At 66.1% G+C, this 16696-nt stretch carries 22 protein-coding genes; 16 read left to right on the top strand and 6 right to left on the bottom strand.

Translation table 11 applies throughout. From position 1 onward, the window contains the following. Positions 1 to 29: 29 nt before the first annotated feature. From ACEPA4_RS10395 to ACEPA4_RS10380, 4 genes are all read left to right on the top strand, one after another. Positions 30 to 1013 (top strand): LacI family DNA-binding transcriptional regulator, encoded by a 984-nt coding sequence (locus ACEPA4_RS10395; RefSeq protein WP_374082845.1) that lies wholly within the window; start codon positions 30 to 32, stop codon positions 1011 to 1013. A gap of 60 nt (positions 1014 to 1073) precedes the next feature. After that, positions 1074 to 1760 carry a hypothetical protein gene (locus ACEPA4_RS10390; protein WP_095377586.1) on the top strand — a complete coding sequence of 229 codons (687 nt, stop codon included), beginning with the start codon at positions 1074 to 1076 and terminating at the stop codon, positions 1758 to 1760. A 45-nt stretch (positions 1761 to 1805) separates the two neighbouring features. Beyond that, positions 1806 to 2252, top strand: coding sequence for a Rap1a/Tai family immunity protein (locus ACEPA4_RS10385; protein WP_231114029.1), 447 nt, complete (start codon positions 1806 to 1808; stop codon positions 2250 to 2252). A gap of 147 nt (positions 2253 to 2399) precedes the next feature. Further along, positions 2400 to 2633, top strand: coding sequence for a hypothetical protein (locus ACEPA4_RS10380; protein WP_061478271.1), 234 nt, complete (start codon positions 2400 to 2402; stop codon positions 2631 to 2633). A 15-nt stretch (positions 2634 to 2648) separates the two neighbouring features. Here ACEPA4_RS10380 and ACEPA4_RS10375 read toward each other — a convergent pair whose 3' ends face one another. From ACEPA4_RS10375 to ACEPA4_RS10365, 3 genes are all read right to left on the bottom strand, one after another. Beyond that, a complete protein-coding gene (locus tag ACEPA4_RS10375) occupies positions 2649 to 3200 on the bottom strand; it encodes a cysteine hydrolase family protein (protein WP_005416582.1) in 552 nt (183 codons plus the stop codon). Positions 3201 to 3203: 3 nt separating this feature from the next. Further along, positions 3204 to 3842 carry a DUF6766 family protein gene (locus ACEPA4_RS10370; RefSeq protein ID WP_065196298.1) on the bottom strand — a complete coding sequence of 213 codons (639 nt, stop codon included), beginning with the start codon at positions 3840 to 3842 and terminating at the stop codon, positions 3204 to 3206. Positions 3843 to 3941: 99 nt separating this feature from the next. Beyond that, complete coding sequence (locus ACEPA4_RS10365; RefSeq protein WP_065196297.1) at positions 3942 to 4130, bottom strand: hypothetical protein; 189 nt, start codon at positions 4128 to 4130, stop codon at positions 3942 to 3944. A gap of 148 nt (positions 4131 to 4278) precedes the next feature. On the opposite strand from ACEPA4_RS10365, the gene ACEPA4_RS10360 reads away from it, so the two are divergent. The 7 genes from ACEPA4_RS10360 to ACEPA4_RS10330 all read left to right on the top strand — a co-directional run bounded on the left by ACEPA4_RS10360 (position 4279) and on the right by ACEPA4_RS10330 (position 9624). Further along, entirely contained in the window at positions 4279 to 5442 is a 1164-nt protein-coding gene (locus ACEPA4_RS10360) for a zinc-dependent alcohol dehydrogenase (protein WP_065186753.1), read from the top strand. A 10-nt stretch (positions 5443 to 5452) separates the two neighbouring features. Beyond that, positions 5453 to 5950, top strand: coding sequence for a hypothetical protein (locus ACEPA4_RS10355; protein ID WP_065186752.1), 498 nt, complete (start codon positions 5453 to 5455; stop codon positions 5948 to 5950). 109 nt (positions 5951 to 6059) lie between these two features. Further along, positions 6060 to 7001 carry an acyl-CoA dehydrogenase gene (locus tag ACEPA4_RS10350; protein WP_374082844.1) on the top strand — a complete coding sequence of 314 codons (942 nt, stop codon included), beginning with the start codon at positions 6060 to 6062 and terminating at the stop codon, positions 6999 to 7001. Beyond that, entirely contained in the window at positions 6989 to 7747 is a 759-nt protein-coding gene (locus tag ACEPA4_RS10345) for a PIG-L deacetylase family protein (protein WP_374082843.1), read from the top strand. Before ACEPA4_RS10350 ends, ACEPA4_RS10345 begins: the two co-directional genes overlap by 13 nt. Beyond that, positions 7744 to 8331 carry a class I SAM-dependent methyltransferase gene (locus ACEPA4_RS10340; protein ID WP_065196295.1) on the top strand — a complete coding sequence of 196 codons (588 nt, stop codon included), beginning with the start codon at positions 7744 to 7746 and terminating at the stop codon, positions 8329 to 8331. Before ACEPA4_RS10345 ends, ACEPA4_RS10340 begins: the two co-directional genes overlap by 4 nt. After that, complete coding sequence (locus ACEPA4_RS10335; RefSeq protein ID WP_005416574.1) at positions 8328 to 9017, top strand: glycosyltransferase family 2 protein; 690 nt, start codon at positions 8328 to 8330, stop codon at positions 9015 to 9017. Before ACEPA4_RS10340 ends, ACEPA4_RS10335 begins: the two co-directional genes overlap by 4 nt. Positions 9018 to 9195: 178 nt before the next feature. Beyond that, entirely contained in the window at positions 9196 to 9624 is a 429-nt protein-coding gene (locus ACEPA4_RS10330; RefSeq protein ID WP_374082842.1) for a BLUF domain-containing protein, read from the top strand. Positions 9625 to 9639: 15 nt separating this feature from the next. Here ACEPA4_RS10330 and ACEPA4_RS10325 read toward each other — a convergent pair whose 3' ends face one another. Continuing rightward, positions 9640 to 10017 (bottom strand): response regulator, encoded by a 378-nt coding sequence (locus ACEPA4_RS10325; protein WP_032954170.1) that lies wholly within the window; start codon positions 10015 to 10017, stop codon positions 9640 to 9642. A 166-nt stretch (positions 10018 to 10183) separates the two neighbouring features. Here ACEPA4_RS10325 and ACEPA4_RS10320 point away from each other — a divergent pair, with 166 nt between their 5' ends. The 4 genes from ACEPA4_RS10320 to ACEPA4_RS10305 all read left to right on the top strand — a co-directional run bounded on the left by ACEPA4_RS10320 (position 10184) and on the right by ACEPA4_RS10305 (position 12806). After that, positions 10184 to 10564: a hypothetical protein gene (locus ACEPA4_RS10320; RefSeq protein WP_229765966.1), complete on the top strand. Its 381-nt coding sequence runs from the start codon at positions 10184 to 10186 to the stop codon at positions 10562 to 10564. A 286-nt stretch (positions 10565 to 10850) separates the two neighbouring features. Next, the gene (locus ACEPA4_RS10315) at positions 10851 to 11318 is read left to right on the top strand and encodes a BLUF domain-containing protein (RefSeq protein WP_005416570.1); all 468 of its coding nucleotides are present in this window, start codon (positions 10851 to 10853) and stop codon (positions 11316 to 11318) included. Continuing rightward, positions 11315 to 12082, top strand: coding sequence for a DUF72 domain-containing protein (locus ACEPA4_RS10310; RefSeq protein WP_164230088.1), 768 nt, complete (start codon positions 11315 to 11317; stop codon positions 12080 to 12082). Before ACEPA4_RS10315 ends, ACEPA4_RS10310 begins: the two co-directional genes overlap by 4 nt. Beyond that, entirely contained in the window at positions 12075 to 12806 is a 732-nt protein-coding gene (locus ACEPA4_RS10305) for a DNA-formamidopyrimidine glycosylase family protein (RefSeq protein WP_374082841.1), read from the top strand. Before ACEPA4_RS10310 ends, ACEPA4_RS10305 begins: the two co-directional genes overlap by 8 nt. A 39-nt stretch (positions 12807 to 12845) precedes the next feature. On the opposite strand, the gene ACEPA4_RS10300 is transcribed toward ACEPA4_RS10305, so the two are convergent. Together ACEPA4_RS10300 and ACEPA4_RS10295 are read right to left on the bottom strand one after the other, a co-directional pair. Then, a complete protein-coding gene (locus tag ACEPA4_RS10300; protein ID WP_005416567.1) occupies positions 12846 to 13343 on the bottom strand; it encodes a ferritin-like domain-containing protein in 498 nt (165 codons plus the stop codon). Between the two features lie 230 nt (positions 13344 to 13573). Beyond that, positions 13574 to 13852, bottom strand: a complete 279-nt coding sequence (locus ACEPA4_RS10295; protein ID WP_139727112.1) for a hypothetical protein — start codon at positions 13850 to 13852, stop codon at positions 13574 to 13576. A 183-nt stretch (positions 13853 to 14035) separates the two neighbouring features. On the opposite strand from ACEPA4_RS10295, the gene ACEPA4_RS10290 reads away from it, so the two are divergent. After that, positions 14036 to 16687 carry an excinuclease ABC subunit A gene (locus ACEPA4_RS10290; RefSeq protein ID WP_374082840.1) on the top strand — a complete coding sequence of 884 codons (2652 nt, stop codon included), beginning with the start codon at positions 14036 to 14038 and terminating at the stop codon, positions 16685 to 16687. The last annotated feature ends 9 nt before the right edge of the window (positions 16688 to 16696 follow it).

The following is a 16696-nucleotide window of genomic DNA, read 5'->3' as shown; positions in this document are numbered from 1 at the left end:
AAAAGCGCTCGATTCCGGGAACGATACCAGTGAGCATCAGCATCAATGACGTCGCACGCGTGGCGGGGGTATCCAAGTCCACGGTGTCGCGGGTGCTCGGCGGCGGCCCGGTCAGCGAGGCCGTGCGCGGCCGGGTGGAGGCGGCGATCCGCCAGACCGGATATCACCCCAACCTGCAGGCAAGACGCCTGCGCGCCCGGCATACCGGCATCATCGGCCTGATCGTGGCCGATATCCGCAACCCGTTCTTTACCGCGCTGATCCGCGCCGTGGAGGAAGTCGCGTACCGGGAAGGCCTTCGCGTCACGCTCTGCAACACCGATGAGGACCCCGAGCGCGAGGCGCTGTATCTGCAGTTGATGCATGAGGAACGCATCAGTGGGCTGATTTTTGCGCCCACCCGGACCACGGTGGGGCGGCTGGACCGGCTCACGCTGGATTACCCGACGGTACTGGTCGATCGTGCCGCACCCGGTGGCTCGATCGACAGCGTGGTCCTCGACAACGCAGCGGCGATGGCGGGCCTGGTCGAACACCTGGCCGAGCGCGGCTATTGCCGCATCGGTGGCCTGTTCGGCAGCACCAGTACCACGGCGGCCGAACGCCGCGACGGCTATATCGCTGCAATGCGCAGGCACGGGCTGGAACCGGACTACCGCGAGGTAGAGCCCACGGCCGAGGCCGCCATCGCAACGGTCGAGCAGTGGTTGACCAGTCCTTCGCGTCCCGATGCGCTGGTCGCCAGCAACAGCCTGCTGCTCATGGGCGCATTGAAAGCGGCCCGCAGCGCTGGGCTTGCGATTCCAGGAGAGCTGGCGCTGGCAGGCTTCGACAACGAGCGATGGACCGAGCTGGTCGAACCGGGTATTACCGTGGTCGAGCAGCCGGTTGAAGAGATGGGGCGAGCTGCGATGTCGTTGTTGCTGGAGCGCCTGCGCATGCCGGAGCTGCCGGTACGCAGACTGGTGATGACGGGAAGATGCATGGTGAGAGGGTCAACGGCTGCGCGATAGTCCGGCGCAGCGTCTGCGGCAGTCGCAGTCGCAGTCGCAGTCCATGAGGCTGGCACTGGGGTGTTGGCGGGGCGCGCGTTGTCTGCTAAAAGCCATCTGGACACGCAGACCGGATGGGTCATCGCCTTGTCAGAGCCTTATTCAGCGCTGTTGCGCCTGCAGTTGCGCCACGAAGATCTCTCCAGATGGCTGGCGGCGCCCCTGCCTTCGCCATCCCGATGGTCCGACTGGCGATGCATCGCCGGGCCGTGGCGCTTGGGCAACGGTGAATGCCTGGCGTCTTCAAGCGACGAGGCGTTGGATGAACTGCTCATAGCCTGCCAGGCCCTGCTGGCCCGCTACCCCGACAATCGCGCCGCATTGAAGGCCTTCCTTGCATCCGCGCAGGCCGAGAATATCCAGGTTGCCGCCTATGACCGCACTGGTACGCACTTTGTTGCGGGATCGCTGACGTATTCGGAAAGCCTCTACGATCTCATCGCGTTTCTGGCTGTGGCACGGGGCGCGGCCGATTTCCTGAAGGCGGGCGACCATGGGGTGGCACTGGTCCACGACTATCTCTGGGCAGAGGAAGGTGAGCGCGAGACCGTTGCCGCGATTGCCCTGGCCGGCCAGGGGGAATCCGGATTCCTTTCTTCCACGGACCTGGATACCGCTGCCGCGCCCTTCGACGCCTTGGTGGAAGCCATGCTGGAAGCTGAGGACGACCCGGCGTTTCAACCACGCAACCAGCTTGATCAACTCTGACCGGCGCCGCGTGGAATCCAGAATAACGACAGCCAGGACCCCGATATGAAAGGACATCACGCCCGCCTCGCGCACCGCCGCATGCGTTGGCTCCTGACACTGTGCCTCGGCGCCCTGGTGGGACCCGCCGTGGCAGGCACAACGCAACCGGAACGCACTTGGCTTGTCAGTGGGGCCGAGCTCATCACGCTGCTGCAGGGCAAAGGCGCTGACGGGTTCTGCGATGGCGAACACTGCCGGGGGCTGTCCAGCGCCCGGGCCAGCAGCTATATCCTGGGTGTCGCCGATGCCAGCCGCGGTCAGTGGTGTGGGCAGGGCCGGATCCTTCCGCATGAACTGGTCGATCAGGTGTCTTCCCATCTCCGGCAGCTGCCCCGCGAGCGATTGCAACAGGATGCGTCTCCCCTGGTTGTCGAAGGGCTGCGCGCGGCGTTTCCCTGTGGTCGCGGCACATCGCCTGGTGGCAGTGCCGAGCCCGGCAAGGCACGCTGAGACGCGTGGACTGGGCGTTGGCAACGCGGGCTGCAGCCTGCGTAATGAACACATCGGTGTTCTGCACGCTGGCGACACGATGCATTCACGACCGCCGACACCCGCGCCCGCGACACTGCATGCTCCTTTCTCCGCATGAGGTGCCCCATGGCTACCTGTGATGTCTGCGGCAATGACTACGACAAGAGCTTCACCCTCCAGCAGGGTGGACGCAGCGGCACCTTCGATTCGTTCGAGTGCGCCATCCATGCGTTCGCACCGCGCTGCGCACATTGCGACTGCGCGATCATCGGGCATGGCGTTGAAGGAAACGGTCATATCTTCTGCTGCGCACATTGCGCCGGTCACGCCGGTGTAAAGGGAATCGCAGACCGGGCCTGAGCCCGCTCCGGCCGGTCATGCCGGGACAAGCGAGGCGAGCCGCGCGACCCGGGCCGCGCCCGAATCGGCGAGCAGCGCCATCGCACGCTGTTTCCGGGCCGGCGTCCCCGCCACAGCCTCCCGTGCCACCACTACGTCGAATTCCCTGGCGTTGGCGTCCAGCGCGGTAGCCAGGACACATGAATCGGCCGTCATCCCGCTGAGCCAAAGGCTGCGCACGCCAAGCTTCGCCAGCAGAATCGGCAACGGGCTGGCCAGGAACGCCGAATGCTTGGGCTTGAGCACGAAGTAGTGGCCGGGTAGGGGAGAGAGGAGGTCGGCAATTCGCCCGGCCGGTCCTCCATCCCGCTGGCACTGTGCTACCTGCTGGCGGAAGTCACGCTTCCAGTCGGAGAAGTTGTCATTGGCGTAGATGACCGGCCATCCGTGGCCATCAAAGTGGTCTCTCAAGCGTCGGATCTGTGCGGCCGCCCGCTCCGCTGCTGGTGCCAGCGCCTGCGCGCCCGGGAAGTCGAAGCGACTGAACATGTCGATGATCAGCAAGGCGGTTGACGGAGCATTTCCCATGGTTCAATCCCCTGTCTGCGCGTGCGGAGCTTCGACCGGCTTGGATTGCGGTGAGTCCTTCTGCCGCAGGAAGATCGTAAGTACAACCAGGGACAGCACCGCAAGAAACTCACTCTGCCAGTTCTGCATCGACTCGAACCAGAACGTGCTGCTGCCCAGATGCTCCAGGAAACCCGGCACCGGCAACCCTTGCAACTGCTGCTCGACCTGATCGGCGCGCCAGCTACCCAAGGCGTGCAATGTAAAACTGAGCAGGAACAACAGCCCGAAGGCGATCGCAAGCGAGTGAGCGTAGAGCACCTTCCATGCGCCGCCGCGACGAACCGGCCACGGCGCAGGTCCCGGCTCCACGCGGTTCTGCTCCTGCGCGGGGTCCAGCGGCCGGGATTCGGCTGATCCACGCTGGCGCAGGGTGACGGTCAGAAGAACGTACATCCCCATCTGCAGGAACTCGCTCTCCCAGTTTTCGAATGTAGCGCTGACAAAATGCCCGGTCGCCAGGTAGTGCCACAGGTCGACCGGCGCGCGTCCGTGCTGGGTCAACTCCTGGTTGTGCACGTGATGTCCCGCAACTGCCTGCCCGGCAATGAAGACGACAGTGAGTGCAAGCAGTACCAGCGAGAGACCGTTGCGTTTCCACATGCAACACCTCGTTCAGGCCGACCAGAAATCGTGCATGCAGCTTGCGCCGGCAGCGCACCATGACGCGTGAATCCGGCGCATCCAGGATGTGAGGCGGCCTCAACGCTTGCCCGTCGGATCGGGGTCGGGACGTTCGTAGTCCTCGGGTACGGCCTTGGGGCCATCGCCGTCGTCCGGCATGTCGTGCGCCTTCCACTTCGCTCGATCATTGCGCCGCTCGTCCGGGGTGTGCGCCTTCGATTGATCGTCCACGTCTGTTGTTGGATTGAAAGGCAGCTCGTCGTTCATGCTGGGCTCCTGTGGCGGGTGTTCGCAGCGTGACCCGGTCGGGGTTAACGCTACGACGCCGCGGAATGAACGCTGTGCACACCTGGATGTCACCGGGGCGGGAGGACGTCCCTGCGATGCTGTCGTTCCGATCTTCTGGAGAAGCACGATGCAGGCATTGACCTATCACGGCCGCAAGGATGTGCGCGTCGAGACCGTGCCGGACCCGGTGCTGGCGGCTGAGGACGATCTGATCCTGAGGGTTACCGCCACCGCCATCTGTGGTTCGGACCTGCACCTGTATCGGGGCAAGATTCCCGATCTGCACGACGGCGATGTGCTGGGCCACGAATTCATGGGCGTGGTGGAAGAGGTCGGCAGCGGCGTAACGCAGGTGAGGCCGGGTGATCGCGTGGTGATCCCCTTCGTGATCGCCTGTGGCGAGTGCTTTCACTGCCGGCTGGCCGAGTATGCCGCCTGCGAGACCACCAACCCGGGCAAGGGCGCTGCGCTGAACCAGAAGGGCCTCCTGCCTCCGGCGGCGTTGTTCGGGTACAGCCATCTGTATGGCGGCGTGGCAGGCGGACAGGCCGAATTCGTGCGCGTGCCCAAGGCGAATGTGGGCCCACTGCGCATTCCGGAAGGCGTGGCCGACGAACAGGTTCTGTTCCTGTCGGACATTCTGCCCACCGGCTATCAGGCCGCGCTGAACGCTGGGGTCAAGCCGGGCTCGACAGTAGCCATCTTCGGTGCCGGTCCGGTGGGACTGATGAGCGCGGCCTGCTGCCGGCTGCTGGGTGCGGAGACCATCTTCATGGTCGACCATCTTCGCTACCGCCTGGACTACGCGCGCCGTGCCTATGGTGTGACGCCGATCGACTTCAAGGAGATCGAGGACCCAGCCGACTACATCCTGACCCAGACCAGTGGGCGCGGCGTGGATGCCTGCATCGAGGCCGTCGGTTTCGAGGCCGAGGGCAGTGCCCTGGAGTCAGCGCTGACCGCCGTGAAACTGGAAGGCAGCAGCGGCGTGGCCATCCGTCAGTGCATCGCAGCCGCCCGCCGCGGCGGCGTGGTCAGCATTCCCGGTGTCTATGCCGGTTTCATCCACGGGTTCCTGCTGGGCGATGCGTTCGACAAGGGGCTGACATTCAAGATGGGACAGACCCACGTGCAGGGACTGATGCCGGAACTGCTGGACGCAATCATCGAAGGAAAGCTGGATCCGGGGGACATCATCTCGCACCGGATGCGCCTGGCCGATGCAGCGCAAGGCTATGCGATGTTCGATGCCAAGGACGACGACTGCCGCAAGATCGTATTGACACCCTGAGCGAGCCGTCATGAGCGGGATTGTCATGGCCTGTGTCTACGCAGTCTGGTTGACCGCCGGTGCGCTGGACTTCCACTTTCACCGGCGTACCGATCTGCCGCACACGTCCGCGATGCGCGAGAGCCTGCTGCATGGGCTGCAGCTGCTGCTCATCGGCAGCGGCGTGCTGGCGTGGCTCGTGCTGGAAAGCACGTGGTTGCTCGTCACGCTGCTGGCAGTCCTGGTCATCGCGCATGCAATCGCCGGCTACCTCGACACCGTCAGCGCGGACGGGCGGCGACGCATCAGCCCGGCCGAGCAGCACGTGCACAGTGTGCTCGACGCCGCTCCCTGGGTGCTGCTGGGCGGAGTGGCGTGGCAGGCCGAGCCTCGTTGGGCAGTCAATGTGGCACCGGCAGCACCGGCGCTGTGGGGGTTTGTATTGCTGCCGGCGCTTGGCCTGGTGGTGTTGCCATGGCTATGGGAACTGCGCCAGTGCGTGCGTGCAAGCGAACAGCGCCAGCGGTGACCGCGTGAGGAACACTGCGCCAGGTATTCATGTGGCCGCCACATCGCCAAGACAGTGATGTGACCGCAGGGCGCCTACGTTCATGACCTATCTTCATTGCAGACCGGCCATGCAGGATGTGACGTCGCCTTCTTCGCTGTTCAACCGCGCGCGCCAGGTTCTCGCCCAGCAGCCCGCGCTGCCTTTGCCCGGAAGTGGCCACACGCTGCAGCGTTGGCGGGCGCTGGCGGCGTGGGGGGCAGAGGACCTCTGCTTGGCCAAGGTACTGGAAGCGCATTACGACGCCCAGGCGATCATTGCCGAGCTGAACGCGCCTAGGGTTGCTGAAGGGCAGCTGCTGGCGGTGTGGGCCGCAGAAGGCCCAGCCAACACCCTGCGCATCGACGCCGGCGGTGGACTGTATGGTGACAAGCCCTGGTGTTCAGGCAGCGCGTGGGTGGATGCGGCACTGGTAACCGTGCGGAACACACACGGCGTGTGGCTGTGCCATGTGCCGGCGGAGCATTGGTGCACGCTTTCGGGTGAGCCCTGGCCGGCGGCTGGCATGGCCGGCATTCCGTCCACGACGGTGCGCTTCGACGGCGCACCGATGACGATTCTGGGACCGCGCGACGCCTACCTGCAACGGCCGGGCTTCTGGCATGGCGGAGCCGGTATCGCGGCGGTCTGGTTTGGCGCAGCGGTGGCACTGGCTCAACGCATGCGGCCGGCCTGCAGCGACGGCAACCGCGCACGGCTGCTGGGTGCAGCGGACCTTGTGCTGGGGCCGGCTGCGGCGCTGCTTCGCGAAGTGGCCGCACGCATCGACGACGCGCCTCAATCGGCGCATCGGGAAGACGTAGTGCGCCTGCGCTGCGTGGTCGAACGGGCGGCGACGCGCGTCATGGACCTTGCAGGCCGGGCGCTCGGTCCGGCGCCGATGTGCCTGGAAGACGGTCACGCCCGCCGCTGGGCGGACCTGACGGTGTTCCTCAGGCAGTGCCATGCCGATCGCGATTGGCAGTGGCTGGGTGAGCAGCGGGCAGCCGAGGAGACCGCATGGGCGCTGTAGCCAGCACACCCCTGCAAGGACAGGGAACTCAGGAACAGGCCTGGCTGCGCTGCGATTGGCTCTGGCAGCAACCGTCCACGCCCGCCCGTTCACTGTGCGCCGGCCACGACCGCCTTGTGGTCGTTGCGCCGCATCCCGACGACGAGATTCTTGGCTGTGGTGGGCTGCTCCATCATGCCGCGGCACAGGGCATGGAAGTTGGCGTCATTGCCGTGACCGATGGTGAAGCCTGTTATCCGGGTGAACCGTGGTGGACACCAGAGCGCCTGCGGTCGGCGCGTCGGGCAGAGCTTGCTGCGGCATTGGCGGAACTTGGGATTGCGGCCGACGCGACGTTTCATCTCGGCATCGGCGATGGCGCGGTCAGCAAGCACGAACAGGGCCTGCAGGACTGGCTGCAGCAGCACCTGCAGCCGGGCGATCTGGTACTGACGCCCTGGCGCTTCGATGGGCACCCCGATCACGAAGCGGCAGGGCGTGCAGCCTGCCGCGCCGCGCGCGCAGTGGGTTGCCGTCGCCTGGAGTACCCGGTATGGGGCTGGCACTGGCTGGATCCGGCCTGCGCGCATATGGCGTGGGAGTTCCCGCAGCTTGTCGACATTTCCGCAGTGGCGTCGGTGAAACGAAGTGCGATCGCCCGGTTCCGGACGCAGACGGGCAACGTGCCGGGCCTGAACAGCCCGCCGGTGCTGCCTTCCCATGTACTGGCCCGATTTTTCCGCGATTACGAGGTATTTCTGGCATGAGCGCGCAACCGTACTTCGATGAACTGCATGAGCAGGAAGACCCTTTTGGCTACCGCAGTCGGTGGTATGAAGAACGCAAGCGTGCGTTGCTGCTGGCCAGCCTGAGCCAGCGCCAGTTCAATCGTGGCTGGGAGCTGGGATGCTCCAACGGCGTGCTGACCGAGGCCCTGGCGGCCCGCTGTGAGCGCCTGCTGGCCACCGATATCAGCCCGCGCGCAGCGTTCCGGGCCCGCCGCAACCTGGCCCACCTGCCGCACGTGCAGGTCCACTGCGCCAGCCACCCCGAGCAATGGCCGCCGGGGCGCTTCGACCTGATCGTCTGCGGTGAGATGGGCTACTACCTGGGGACGAGCGCCCTTCGCGAGCTGCGTGCCGGAATCGATCAAGCACTTCGTGACGACGGATTGCTGGTCGCCTGCCATTGGTTGCCCTCGTTCCCCGGGCGGGTGAGCCGGACCGAAGTCGTGCATCGGTGCCTGGGCCACGGCCTGCACGAAGCCTTCCACTATCGCGATGCGGACTTCGTGCTGCAGGGCTGGACGCGCGGCACGCTGTCACTGGCCCGCAACGAGGGCCTGCGGTGATAGGCGTTCTGGTCCCCGCGCACAACGAGGCAGCCAGCATGGCGCGCTGCCTGCAATCGATCCGAAGGGCGGCCCTGCACCCGGGCCTGGGCGGGGAAGCGGTCGAAGTGGTGGTTGCACTGGACGCTTGCTCGGATGCGACGGCGTCCATCTGCCACCAACAGCGCGTCGGCATTGTGCGGCTGGATGCACGCTGCGTGGGGATTGCCCGCGCAGCGGCCGCCGTCGAGCTGCTGGGTCGCGGCGCTAGGTGGTTGGCCAGCACCGACGCTGATAGCGAGGTCCCTGGCGACTGGTTGGTTGGACAACTGGAGCAGCCGTGTGACGCCTTCTGCGGACTGGTGGACATTGCGGCGCGCTGCCCGTCCGAACATCGCCTGCGCAGGGTATTCCAGGGGCGGCAGCAGTGGGGGGAAGGTCACGGGCGCATCCATGGTGCCAACCTGGGTGTCTCTGCCCATTTCTATCGTGCGGTCGGCGGCTTTCCTGCCTTGCGCTGCGGGGAAGACGTTCAGATGGTGAGGGCGCTGCAGGCCTGCGGCGCGGATGTACGCTGGGCCGGTGCTCCCGTCGTCTTCACCAGTGCGCGTCTGGAAGGGCGCGCCGCAGGGGGATTTTCAGCCTATCTGGCGGAAATGGGGGCGGCGGGTGCCCCTGCCGTGCTGACCGGGCCGGCCATTGCGTAAACACCGGCCATTTCGCCGCACCGCAGCAGGGGGGCGCGCCGTCAGGCGTCTCCGATTCAGGCCGAATCCCATGAAACCCGGGCACATCGGCCGATATGTGACGCGCTCCCTGTACGCGTTTACGGCGCGTGAACGCTGCCGACCTTAGATTGATCGGCTCGGAGAGCAGGAGCGGCCGATGCCGAACAGCGCGATTGTCTACGCCAGCCGGGCTGCCCCCGGGTTCACGCCGGAACGCCTGGCTGCACTGATGGAAGATGCGGCCCGCTTCAATCGATCAGCGGGCGTGACCGGGGTCCTGTTGTTCGACGGGCAGCGCTTCCTGCAATACATGGAAGGCCCCGCGGACGGGCTGGATGTTGCCTTCTCCCGCGTAAGCGGCGCCCGCAGCCACACCGAACTGACCGAACTCGGGCGTGGCCGTGTCGGGCAGCGGCGGTTGCCGTTCTGGCCGATGCGCTGCCTGTCGGTCAGCGCGGGCGAGCTGCAGAGGATCGCCCTTGCTGACTGGAGCCGTTTCATCCAGCGGGCGGTAACGAGCCAGGGCGAAGCCGAAGCGATGGAGAAGCTGCTTGCAGTCGTTGAGCCCTACGCGAACGCCGCCTGAAGTGCGGGACGGGTGCTAGCATGTTGTGCAGCTGATCACACGCCGCACAGTGTCCTGCAACTGATCGATGTGGAATGGCTTGGTCACGAAGGCGGCGCGGCGGTGGCGCTGTGGCACCAGCTGGTCATAGACCGCAGAGACGAACAGAAAGGGGATGCCAAGTTCCGCCAGGCGATCAGCGACTGGAAATACCACGCCGTCTCGAAGCTCGACGTCCAGCACGGCGCCGTCGAACCGCTGGGTATCCAGCAGTCCCAGCGCGTCGAACACGCTGTAGGCGTGTGTCACCTGGTCGCCAGCGTCCTCAAGTGCATGTTCCATCAGTGCTGCCAGGTCGAGCTGGTCTTCCACCAGCAGCAGGTTGCATCTGCGCTGGCTCAATCCGGATTGCATGTGTGCAGCCTGTGTTGCTTCGGGAACGCCAGTCTGTGCTGTGAAGCATCAATACGGTGCGTGCGGCTTGTCAGCCCGGCGCGAAGCCCGTGAAGCGCGCTTCCAGCACCGTATAGGCAGCGTGCAGGGCCGGATGGAGTTTGTTGACGGCGCCTTGGCACGTGCCATGGATACTGCCGCCGTCCCCCGCATCGGAGCTTTTCTCATGCCGCTATCCGGAACCGATTCTGCTTCCCCCCGCGTGCTGCGTGTCGAGTGCATGCCGCTGGACTGCGGTGGCACGGCCGTCGTAGTGGAACTGGACCGCATGCCTGAACGGACGTGGATGAAGTCGCTCAAGCGGGCGCTGCAGGCCGACGATGTCCTGGAGGACGCGCACGCCAAGTTCGATGGGCGCTTCGTGTATGTCGTGGGCGTGGAAGGCGGCGCTCACCGTATGCAACATCGTGTGGTACAGGCGCTGGTGGCAGCGGACGCTCCGCGCGCTCCGGCTGGCAGCCTGCGAAGTCGAGCCGGCGGCACGGCACTGTCCAGCCCGATGCCCTGAGCGCAGACCAGGGCCATCCCGAAGTCCGTAGATGCTATCGCTGCATCAGGGCTGCGTGCAGCGCACACCTTGGGCGGTTCACACCTCCCGACGAGGCGGTCCCCTGCTGAGGTGGCTGCGTACCGGTCGCGCCGGACATTGCGGTGGTCTGCGGCTTGTGCCCGATCAGCGCGTCATGCCCAAGCGGCGTGGACGCGCCGCAACTCGACGCAGCCTCCACACCGGACTCACCGCGCGTACGACCGGCATCGCTAAGGTAAAGCGGTCCGCAACCATCGGTGGTGCCATGCCTCTTCGTGCGATTGCCTACGTGAGTGAAGCCTCCCGCAACCTGACCGCAGCGCGGCTGCAGCAGCTTGTGGCCGAAGCGGTGCAGTTCAACGAATCCGTCGATGTCACCGGCACGCTGCTGTTCGATGGCTCGCGCTTCCTGCAGTATCTGGAGGGCCCGGAGGCCGGGATCAATGCGGCGTACACGCGCATTCTCGCGGCCTGCAGCCACAGTGGGATCGTCGAGCTGAACCGGGGCAGGGTGGGGCGCCGACAGTTTCCGCACTGGCGGATGCGTAGCGTGCGGGTGGACGAGCTGGCGCTGGGAAAGATCGCCATCTCCGACTGGACCGGCTTCGTGCGCAGCGCGTCGGCGCTCGACTCGGGCAAGAGTGCACTGGATCGTCTGCTGTCGATTTCGCAGTCGCACACGGAGGCAGGTGCGGGCGGCATCACCGAACCGGACGGGCAGCTGGCACGATGAATGCCACAGCCGCCCCGGTTGCGCCCGCCCCACCACGCGTCGGTTGTGCGGGCTGGTCGCTGCCGCGGGCGGTTCACGAAGCGTTCGGCGCGGGCGACAGCGCACTGCAGCGCTATGCCACACGCCTGCCGATGGTGGAGATCAACTCGTCCTTCTATCGACCGCACCAGCCCAGCACCTACGCGCGATGGGCGGTGAGCGTTCCGGAGGGCTTCCGGTTCGCGGTGAAACTGCCGCGGGAGATCAGCCATGAGCGCCGGCTGCGCGATGCGATGCAGCCGTTCGAGCAGTTCCTGGATGGCGTGCTGGAGCTGGGTGGAAAGCTGGGGCCGCTACTGCTGCAGTTGCCGCCAAGCCTGGTGTACGACGCGGCCACGACTAGGGAATTCCTGCGGGGCCTGCGTTCACGCACCCAGGCCGATGTGGCGTGCGAGCCGCGCCACCCGAGCTGGTTCACGCCGGAAGTGGATGCACTTCTGAGTGCGCATGGCGTGGCACGGGTCGCTGCGGATCCGGCACGTGTGCCGGTTGCAGCGATTCCCGGCGGTGACCGCACGTGGAGCTACTGGCGCTGGCACGGCCAGCCGCAGATGTATCGCAGTGCGTACAGCGAGCAGAGCCTGGCGGAGCTGGTGCAGCCGCTGCGGCGCGAAGCCGATGCGCAACGGCCGGCCTGGTGCGTACTGGACAATACCGCACTGGGCCATGCCACCGGCAACGCGCTGCGCCTGCAGGCGCTGCTGCAGGAGAACGCACATGCCTGAAGGCCCTTCGATCGTGCTGTTGCGCGAAGCCGCAAGCCATTTCAAGGGGCACGTGGTCCGCACCGTGTCCGGTAACAGCCGCATCGACCTGTCACCGCTGCAGGGCCGCAGGGTCAAGGCGGTCCGCAGTTGGGGCAAGCACTTCCTGCTGGAGTTCAGCCGCCACACGCTGCGCATCCACCTGATGATGTTCGGCAGCTGGCGCATCGACGAACGGAAGCCAGGCCCGGCGCGGGTATCGCTGGTATTCGACAACGGTGAGCTGAACTTCTACGCGTGCTCCGTGCGCCTGATCGACCAGCCGCTGGACGACATCTACGATTGGCGTGACGTGATGAACGAGGCCTGGGATCCAAAGCTGGCCCGGCGCAAGCTGAAGGCCATGCCGGATGTCATGGTCTGTGATGCGCTTCTGGACCAGACCGTCTTCGCCGGCGTGGGCAACATCATCAAGAACGAGGTGCTGTTCCGGATAGGCGTGCATCCGGCCACCCGGCTGGGCGACCTGCCACCACGCAGGCTTACCGCCATAATCGAGCAGGCCCCCGCCTACAGCTTTGATTTCCTGGAGTGGAAGCGCCGTTTCGAGCTGAAGAAGCATTGGCAGGTGCACACGAAAAAGGTCTGTCCCCTGTGTGGTGGCCCGATCAGCAAGCTCTATCTGGGGACCACGCGGCGACGCACGTTCTTCTGTCCCAATGATCAGGTACTGTACGGGACCTGAGGCTGCCGTCCGTGGCAGCCGGGTTCCGCGGCGCGCCGATCAGGCGGCCTGTGCAGCCTTGGCATTGCCGCCGCCCTTGGCCAGCAGGGTCAGCTTCTCGTCGGTGGCCTTCTCTTCCTCCAGCGTCTCCAGCAGCAGCGGAAGGGCATCCTTGTAGCCCAGTTGCTTGGCCAGCGCGGCGATGGTGCCGTAGGACGCAATCTCGTAATGCTCGACCTTCTGCGCGCCGCCGATCAGGGCCGCATCCCGCACCGGCCCCTTGTCGATGCTGTCGATCACTTCCTTGCCTTCCTCCACCAGGCCCTCCATCGCCGCACACTTGATGCGCTTCAGGCGAATGCCAAGCACCTCCACCACCTGATCGATGCGTTCGATCTGGCCCTGCGTTTCTTCCAGGTGCGTTTCGAACGCTGCGGCCAGGTCCGGGTTCTCGGCCGCACGGGCCAGGCGCGGGAGGGCCTTGGTCAGCTGCTTCTCGGCACTGTAGATATCCGAGAGTTCGTGGATGAACAGGTCTTCCGCCGTCTTGATAGCCATACTGGGCTCCGCAGTGAGTGGAGTGCTCAGCGTAGGTCCTGCCCGGTTGCGATCGGGCAGGGGCCAGGTGAAGGCGGCATGTGAGCGCCCGCAGGATTACTGCGCAGGGTCTTTACGAGAGTGCGCCAGAACCGTACGGCATGCAGCGGCCTCCTCATCCCTGTGACGGTCCGGCCCCATCAACGGTGGGGGAAAGTAATGTCAAACCTTCAGGCAACGCGCATCAACAATCAGCAGGGCGGGGGAGCCCGGCGTCGGCCGCGGCGGCGCCACGCCATCACCTGGCCCACCACCGCCGTCAACAGCAGCATCGCATTGGTCACCACGAAGACCACGCTGCCCAGCATCGCGCTGTACACCGTGAACAGCGCAGATGCGGTCATCTGGCCTGCGAACAGCCACCTGGATACGGCTTCCGGGTTGGACGACTGCCACTGCTTCACCATCTGCCGGATCAAGGTTGCCATCAGTACCGCCGTGGCGGCCCAGCCAAGTATGTCGGGGTGCATGAGGGCCTCCGGTGTGTGGGCAGCCCCACGCTAGCCCTTGGCTGGGCAACGCCGTACGAACGAGAGGTGAAGACAGCATCCCGCCTCCGGCGCCCTCGCGCCATTCACTCCGGACCGGTGACAATGGCCGCTCGGGCGCACCATGCGCGACGCGATCCGCCCACCGAATGCAGGAATGCTGAGATGTCCAACACCCCCTTTGGCGAATCGTCATGTGCTGCCGCAGCCAGCGGCTGCATCGAGGTCCGCGGTGCGCGCGAGCACAACCTGAAGAATGTCGATGTCTCCATTCCACGCAATGCACTGGTGGTGTTCTCCGGCGTGTCGGGGTCCGGCAAGTCCTCGCTGGCCTTCGGCACGGTCTTCGCCGAGGCGCAGCGGCGCTACTTCGAATCCGTCGCGCCGTACGCGCGTCGCCTGATCGATCAGGCCGGCGTGCCCGACGTGGATGCCATTGACGGGCTGCCACCGGCGGTCGCCCTGCAGCAGCAACGCGGTGCCAGCAATGCGCGCTCATCGGTGGGCAGCGTGACGACGTTGTCCAGCCTGGTGCGCATGATGTACTCGCGGGCAGGGGCCTACCCGGCCCACCAGCCCATGCTGTACGCCGAAGACTTCTCGCCCAACACCCCACAGGGTGCCTGCAGCACCTGCCACGGCCTGGGGCACGTCTACGAGGTGACCGAAGCGCTGATGGTGCCGGACCCGTCGTTGAGCATCCGCGAGCGCGCCATCGCCTCCTGGCCACCGGCATGGCATGGCCAGAACCTGCGCGACATCCTGGTCACGCTGGGCTATGACGTCGATGTGCCGTGGAAGAAGCTGCCGAAGAAGGACCGGGACTGGATCCTGTTCACCGAGGAAACGCCCACGGTGCCGGTCTATGCCGGCTTCACGCCGGCCGAGACCCGCGCCGCGCTCAAGCGCAAGCTGGAGCCCAGCTACATGGGCACGTACACCGGCGCACGCCGCTACGTGCTGCACACCTTTGCCAACACCCAGAGCGCGCTGATGCGCAAGCGTGTTTCCCGCTACATGGAAGGCCGGCTGTGCCCCGCTTGCCAGGGAAAGCGCCTGAAGCCGGAAGCGCTTTCGGTCACCTTCGCCGGCGTGGACATCGGCGAGTTCATGCGGCTGCCGCTGGACCAGCTGGCGGCCTTGCTCGAGCCCATCGCGCAGGGCGATTTCAGTGCACACAGCCACGGCGCGCGTACCAGCAGGCGTGCAACGCCCAGCGATCGCGCCAAGCGGGCAGCAAGTGGCCGCGCGACCCACGCCGGCGCACCCGACGTGCGTCTGACCTCAGCCTTGTCCGAGGAAAAGCGCCTGGCGGCACAACGGCTGGCGGGTGGGGTCATGGCGCGGGTACGACAACTTCGCGAGCTCGGCCTGGGCTATCTCTCACTGGACCGCGCCACGCCCACACTGTCGGCCGGCGAACTGCAGCGCCTGCGCCTGGCCACGCAGCTCAGCTCGTTGCTGTTCGGCGTGCTGTACGTGCTCGACGAACCCTCGGCCGGCCTGCATCCGGCCGACAGCCAGGCGCTGTACGACGCACTGGAACGGCTGCGCGACGGCGGTAACTCGGTGTTCGTTGTTGAACATGATCTGGAGCTGATGCGCCGCGCGCAGTGGCTGGTGGATGTGGGCCCGCAGGCAGGAGAGCATGGCGGACGCGTTCTCTACAGTGGCGAGCCCGACGGCCTGCGCAACGTTCAGGATTCGCGCACGGCGCAGTACCTGTTCGACCGGGTGCCCGCGCCGGCCAGCCGGCAGCGCAGTGCCAACAGCTGGCTGGCGCTGCAAGGCATCCATCGCCACAACCTGCACGGCGTGGATGCGCAGGTGCCGTTGGGGTTGCTGACTGCAGTGACCGGCATTTCCGGATCGGGCAAGTCCAGTCTGATGGCGCAGGCGCTGCCTGAGCTGATGCTGCTGCACCTCGGGCATGAGACAGCAGACGACGGCGCCGACAGCGCGCCCACGGATGGACCCGCCGTGATCGAACCCACTCGGGGCCAGCTGGCCGGCGACGTAGACGCCATTCAACGCGTGGTACAGGTAGACCAGAAGCCCATCGGGCGTACGCCACGCTCCAACCTGGCTACCTACACGGGCTTGTTCGACCACGTGCGCAAGCTGTTCGCCGCGACACCCGACGCGCGCCGCCGCCGTTTCGACGCGGGCCGCTTTTCGTTCAACGTGGCCAAGGGCCGATGCGAAACCTGCGAAGGCGAGGGTTTCGTCAGCGTCGAACTGCTGTTCATGCCCAGCGTCTATGCGCCGTGCCCCACCTGTCACGGCGCCCGCTACAACGAGGCCACGCTGAAGGTGCAGTGGAACGGCCGCAACATTGCCGAGGTCCTGCAGATGACGGTGGACCAGGCCCATGCGTTCTTCGCCGAAGAAGAGGCCATCGCCCGCCCGCTGCAGTTGCTGCAGGAGATCGGCCTGGGCTACCTGCGGCTGGGCCAGCCGGCCACGGAGCTTTCAGGGGGTGAGGCGCAACGCATCAAGCTGGCCACAGAGCTGCAGCGCAGCCAGCGCGGGCGCACGCTGTACGTGCTGGACGAACCCACCACCGGGCTGCATGCAGCAGACGCGGACAGGCTGCTGGTGCAGCTTCAGCGGCTGGTGGACGCAGGCAACACGGTGGTGATGATCGAGCACGACATGCGTTCTGTCGCACAGGCCGACTGGGTGATCGACGTCGGCCCGGGCGCTGGCAGCGCGGGCGGCACCATCGTGGCGAAGGGCACGCCGCAACAGGTGGCCCACGCCAAGGGCAGCAGGACTGCGCCGTTCCTTGCGCGCGAGCTGGGGCAGGCCAGCTGACGCCATCTC

This window comes from Stenotrophomonas sp. P2112, from assembly GCF_041897515.1.
GTDB lineage: Bacteria > Pseudomonadota > Gammaproteobacteria > Xanthomonadales > Xanthomonadaceae > Stenotrophomonas > Stenotrophomonas sepilia.
The sequence above is the reverse complement of the archived record's forward strand: the minus strand, read 5'-3'. Positions and strand labels throughout refer to the sequence as shown.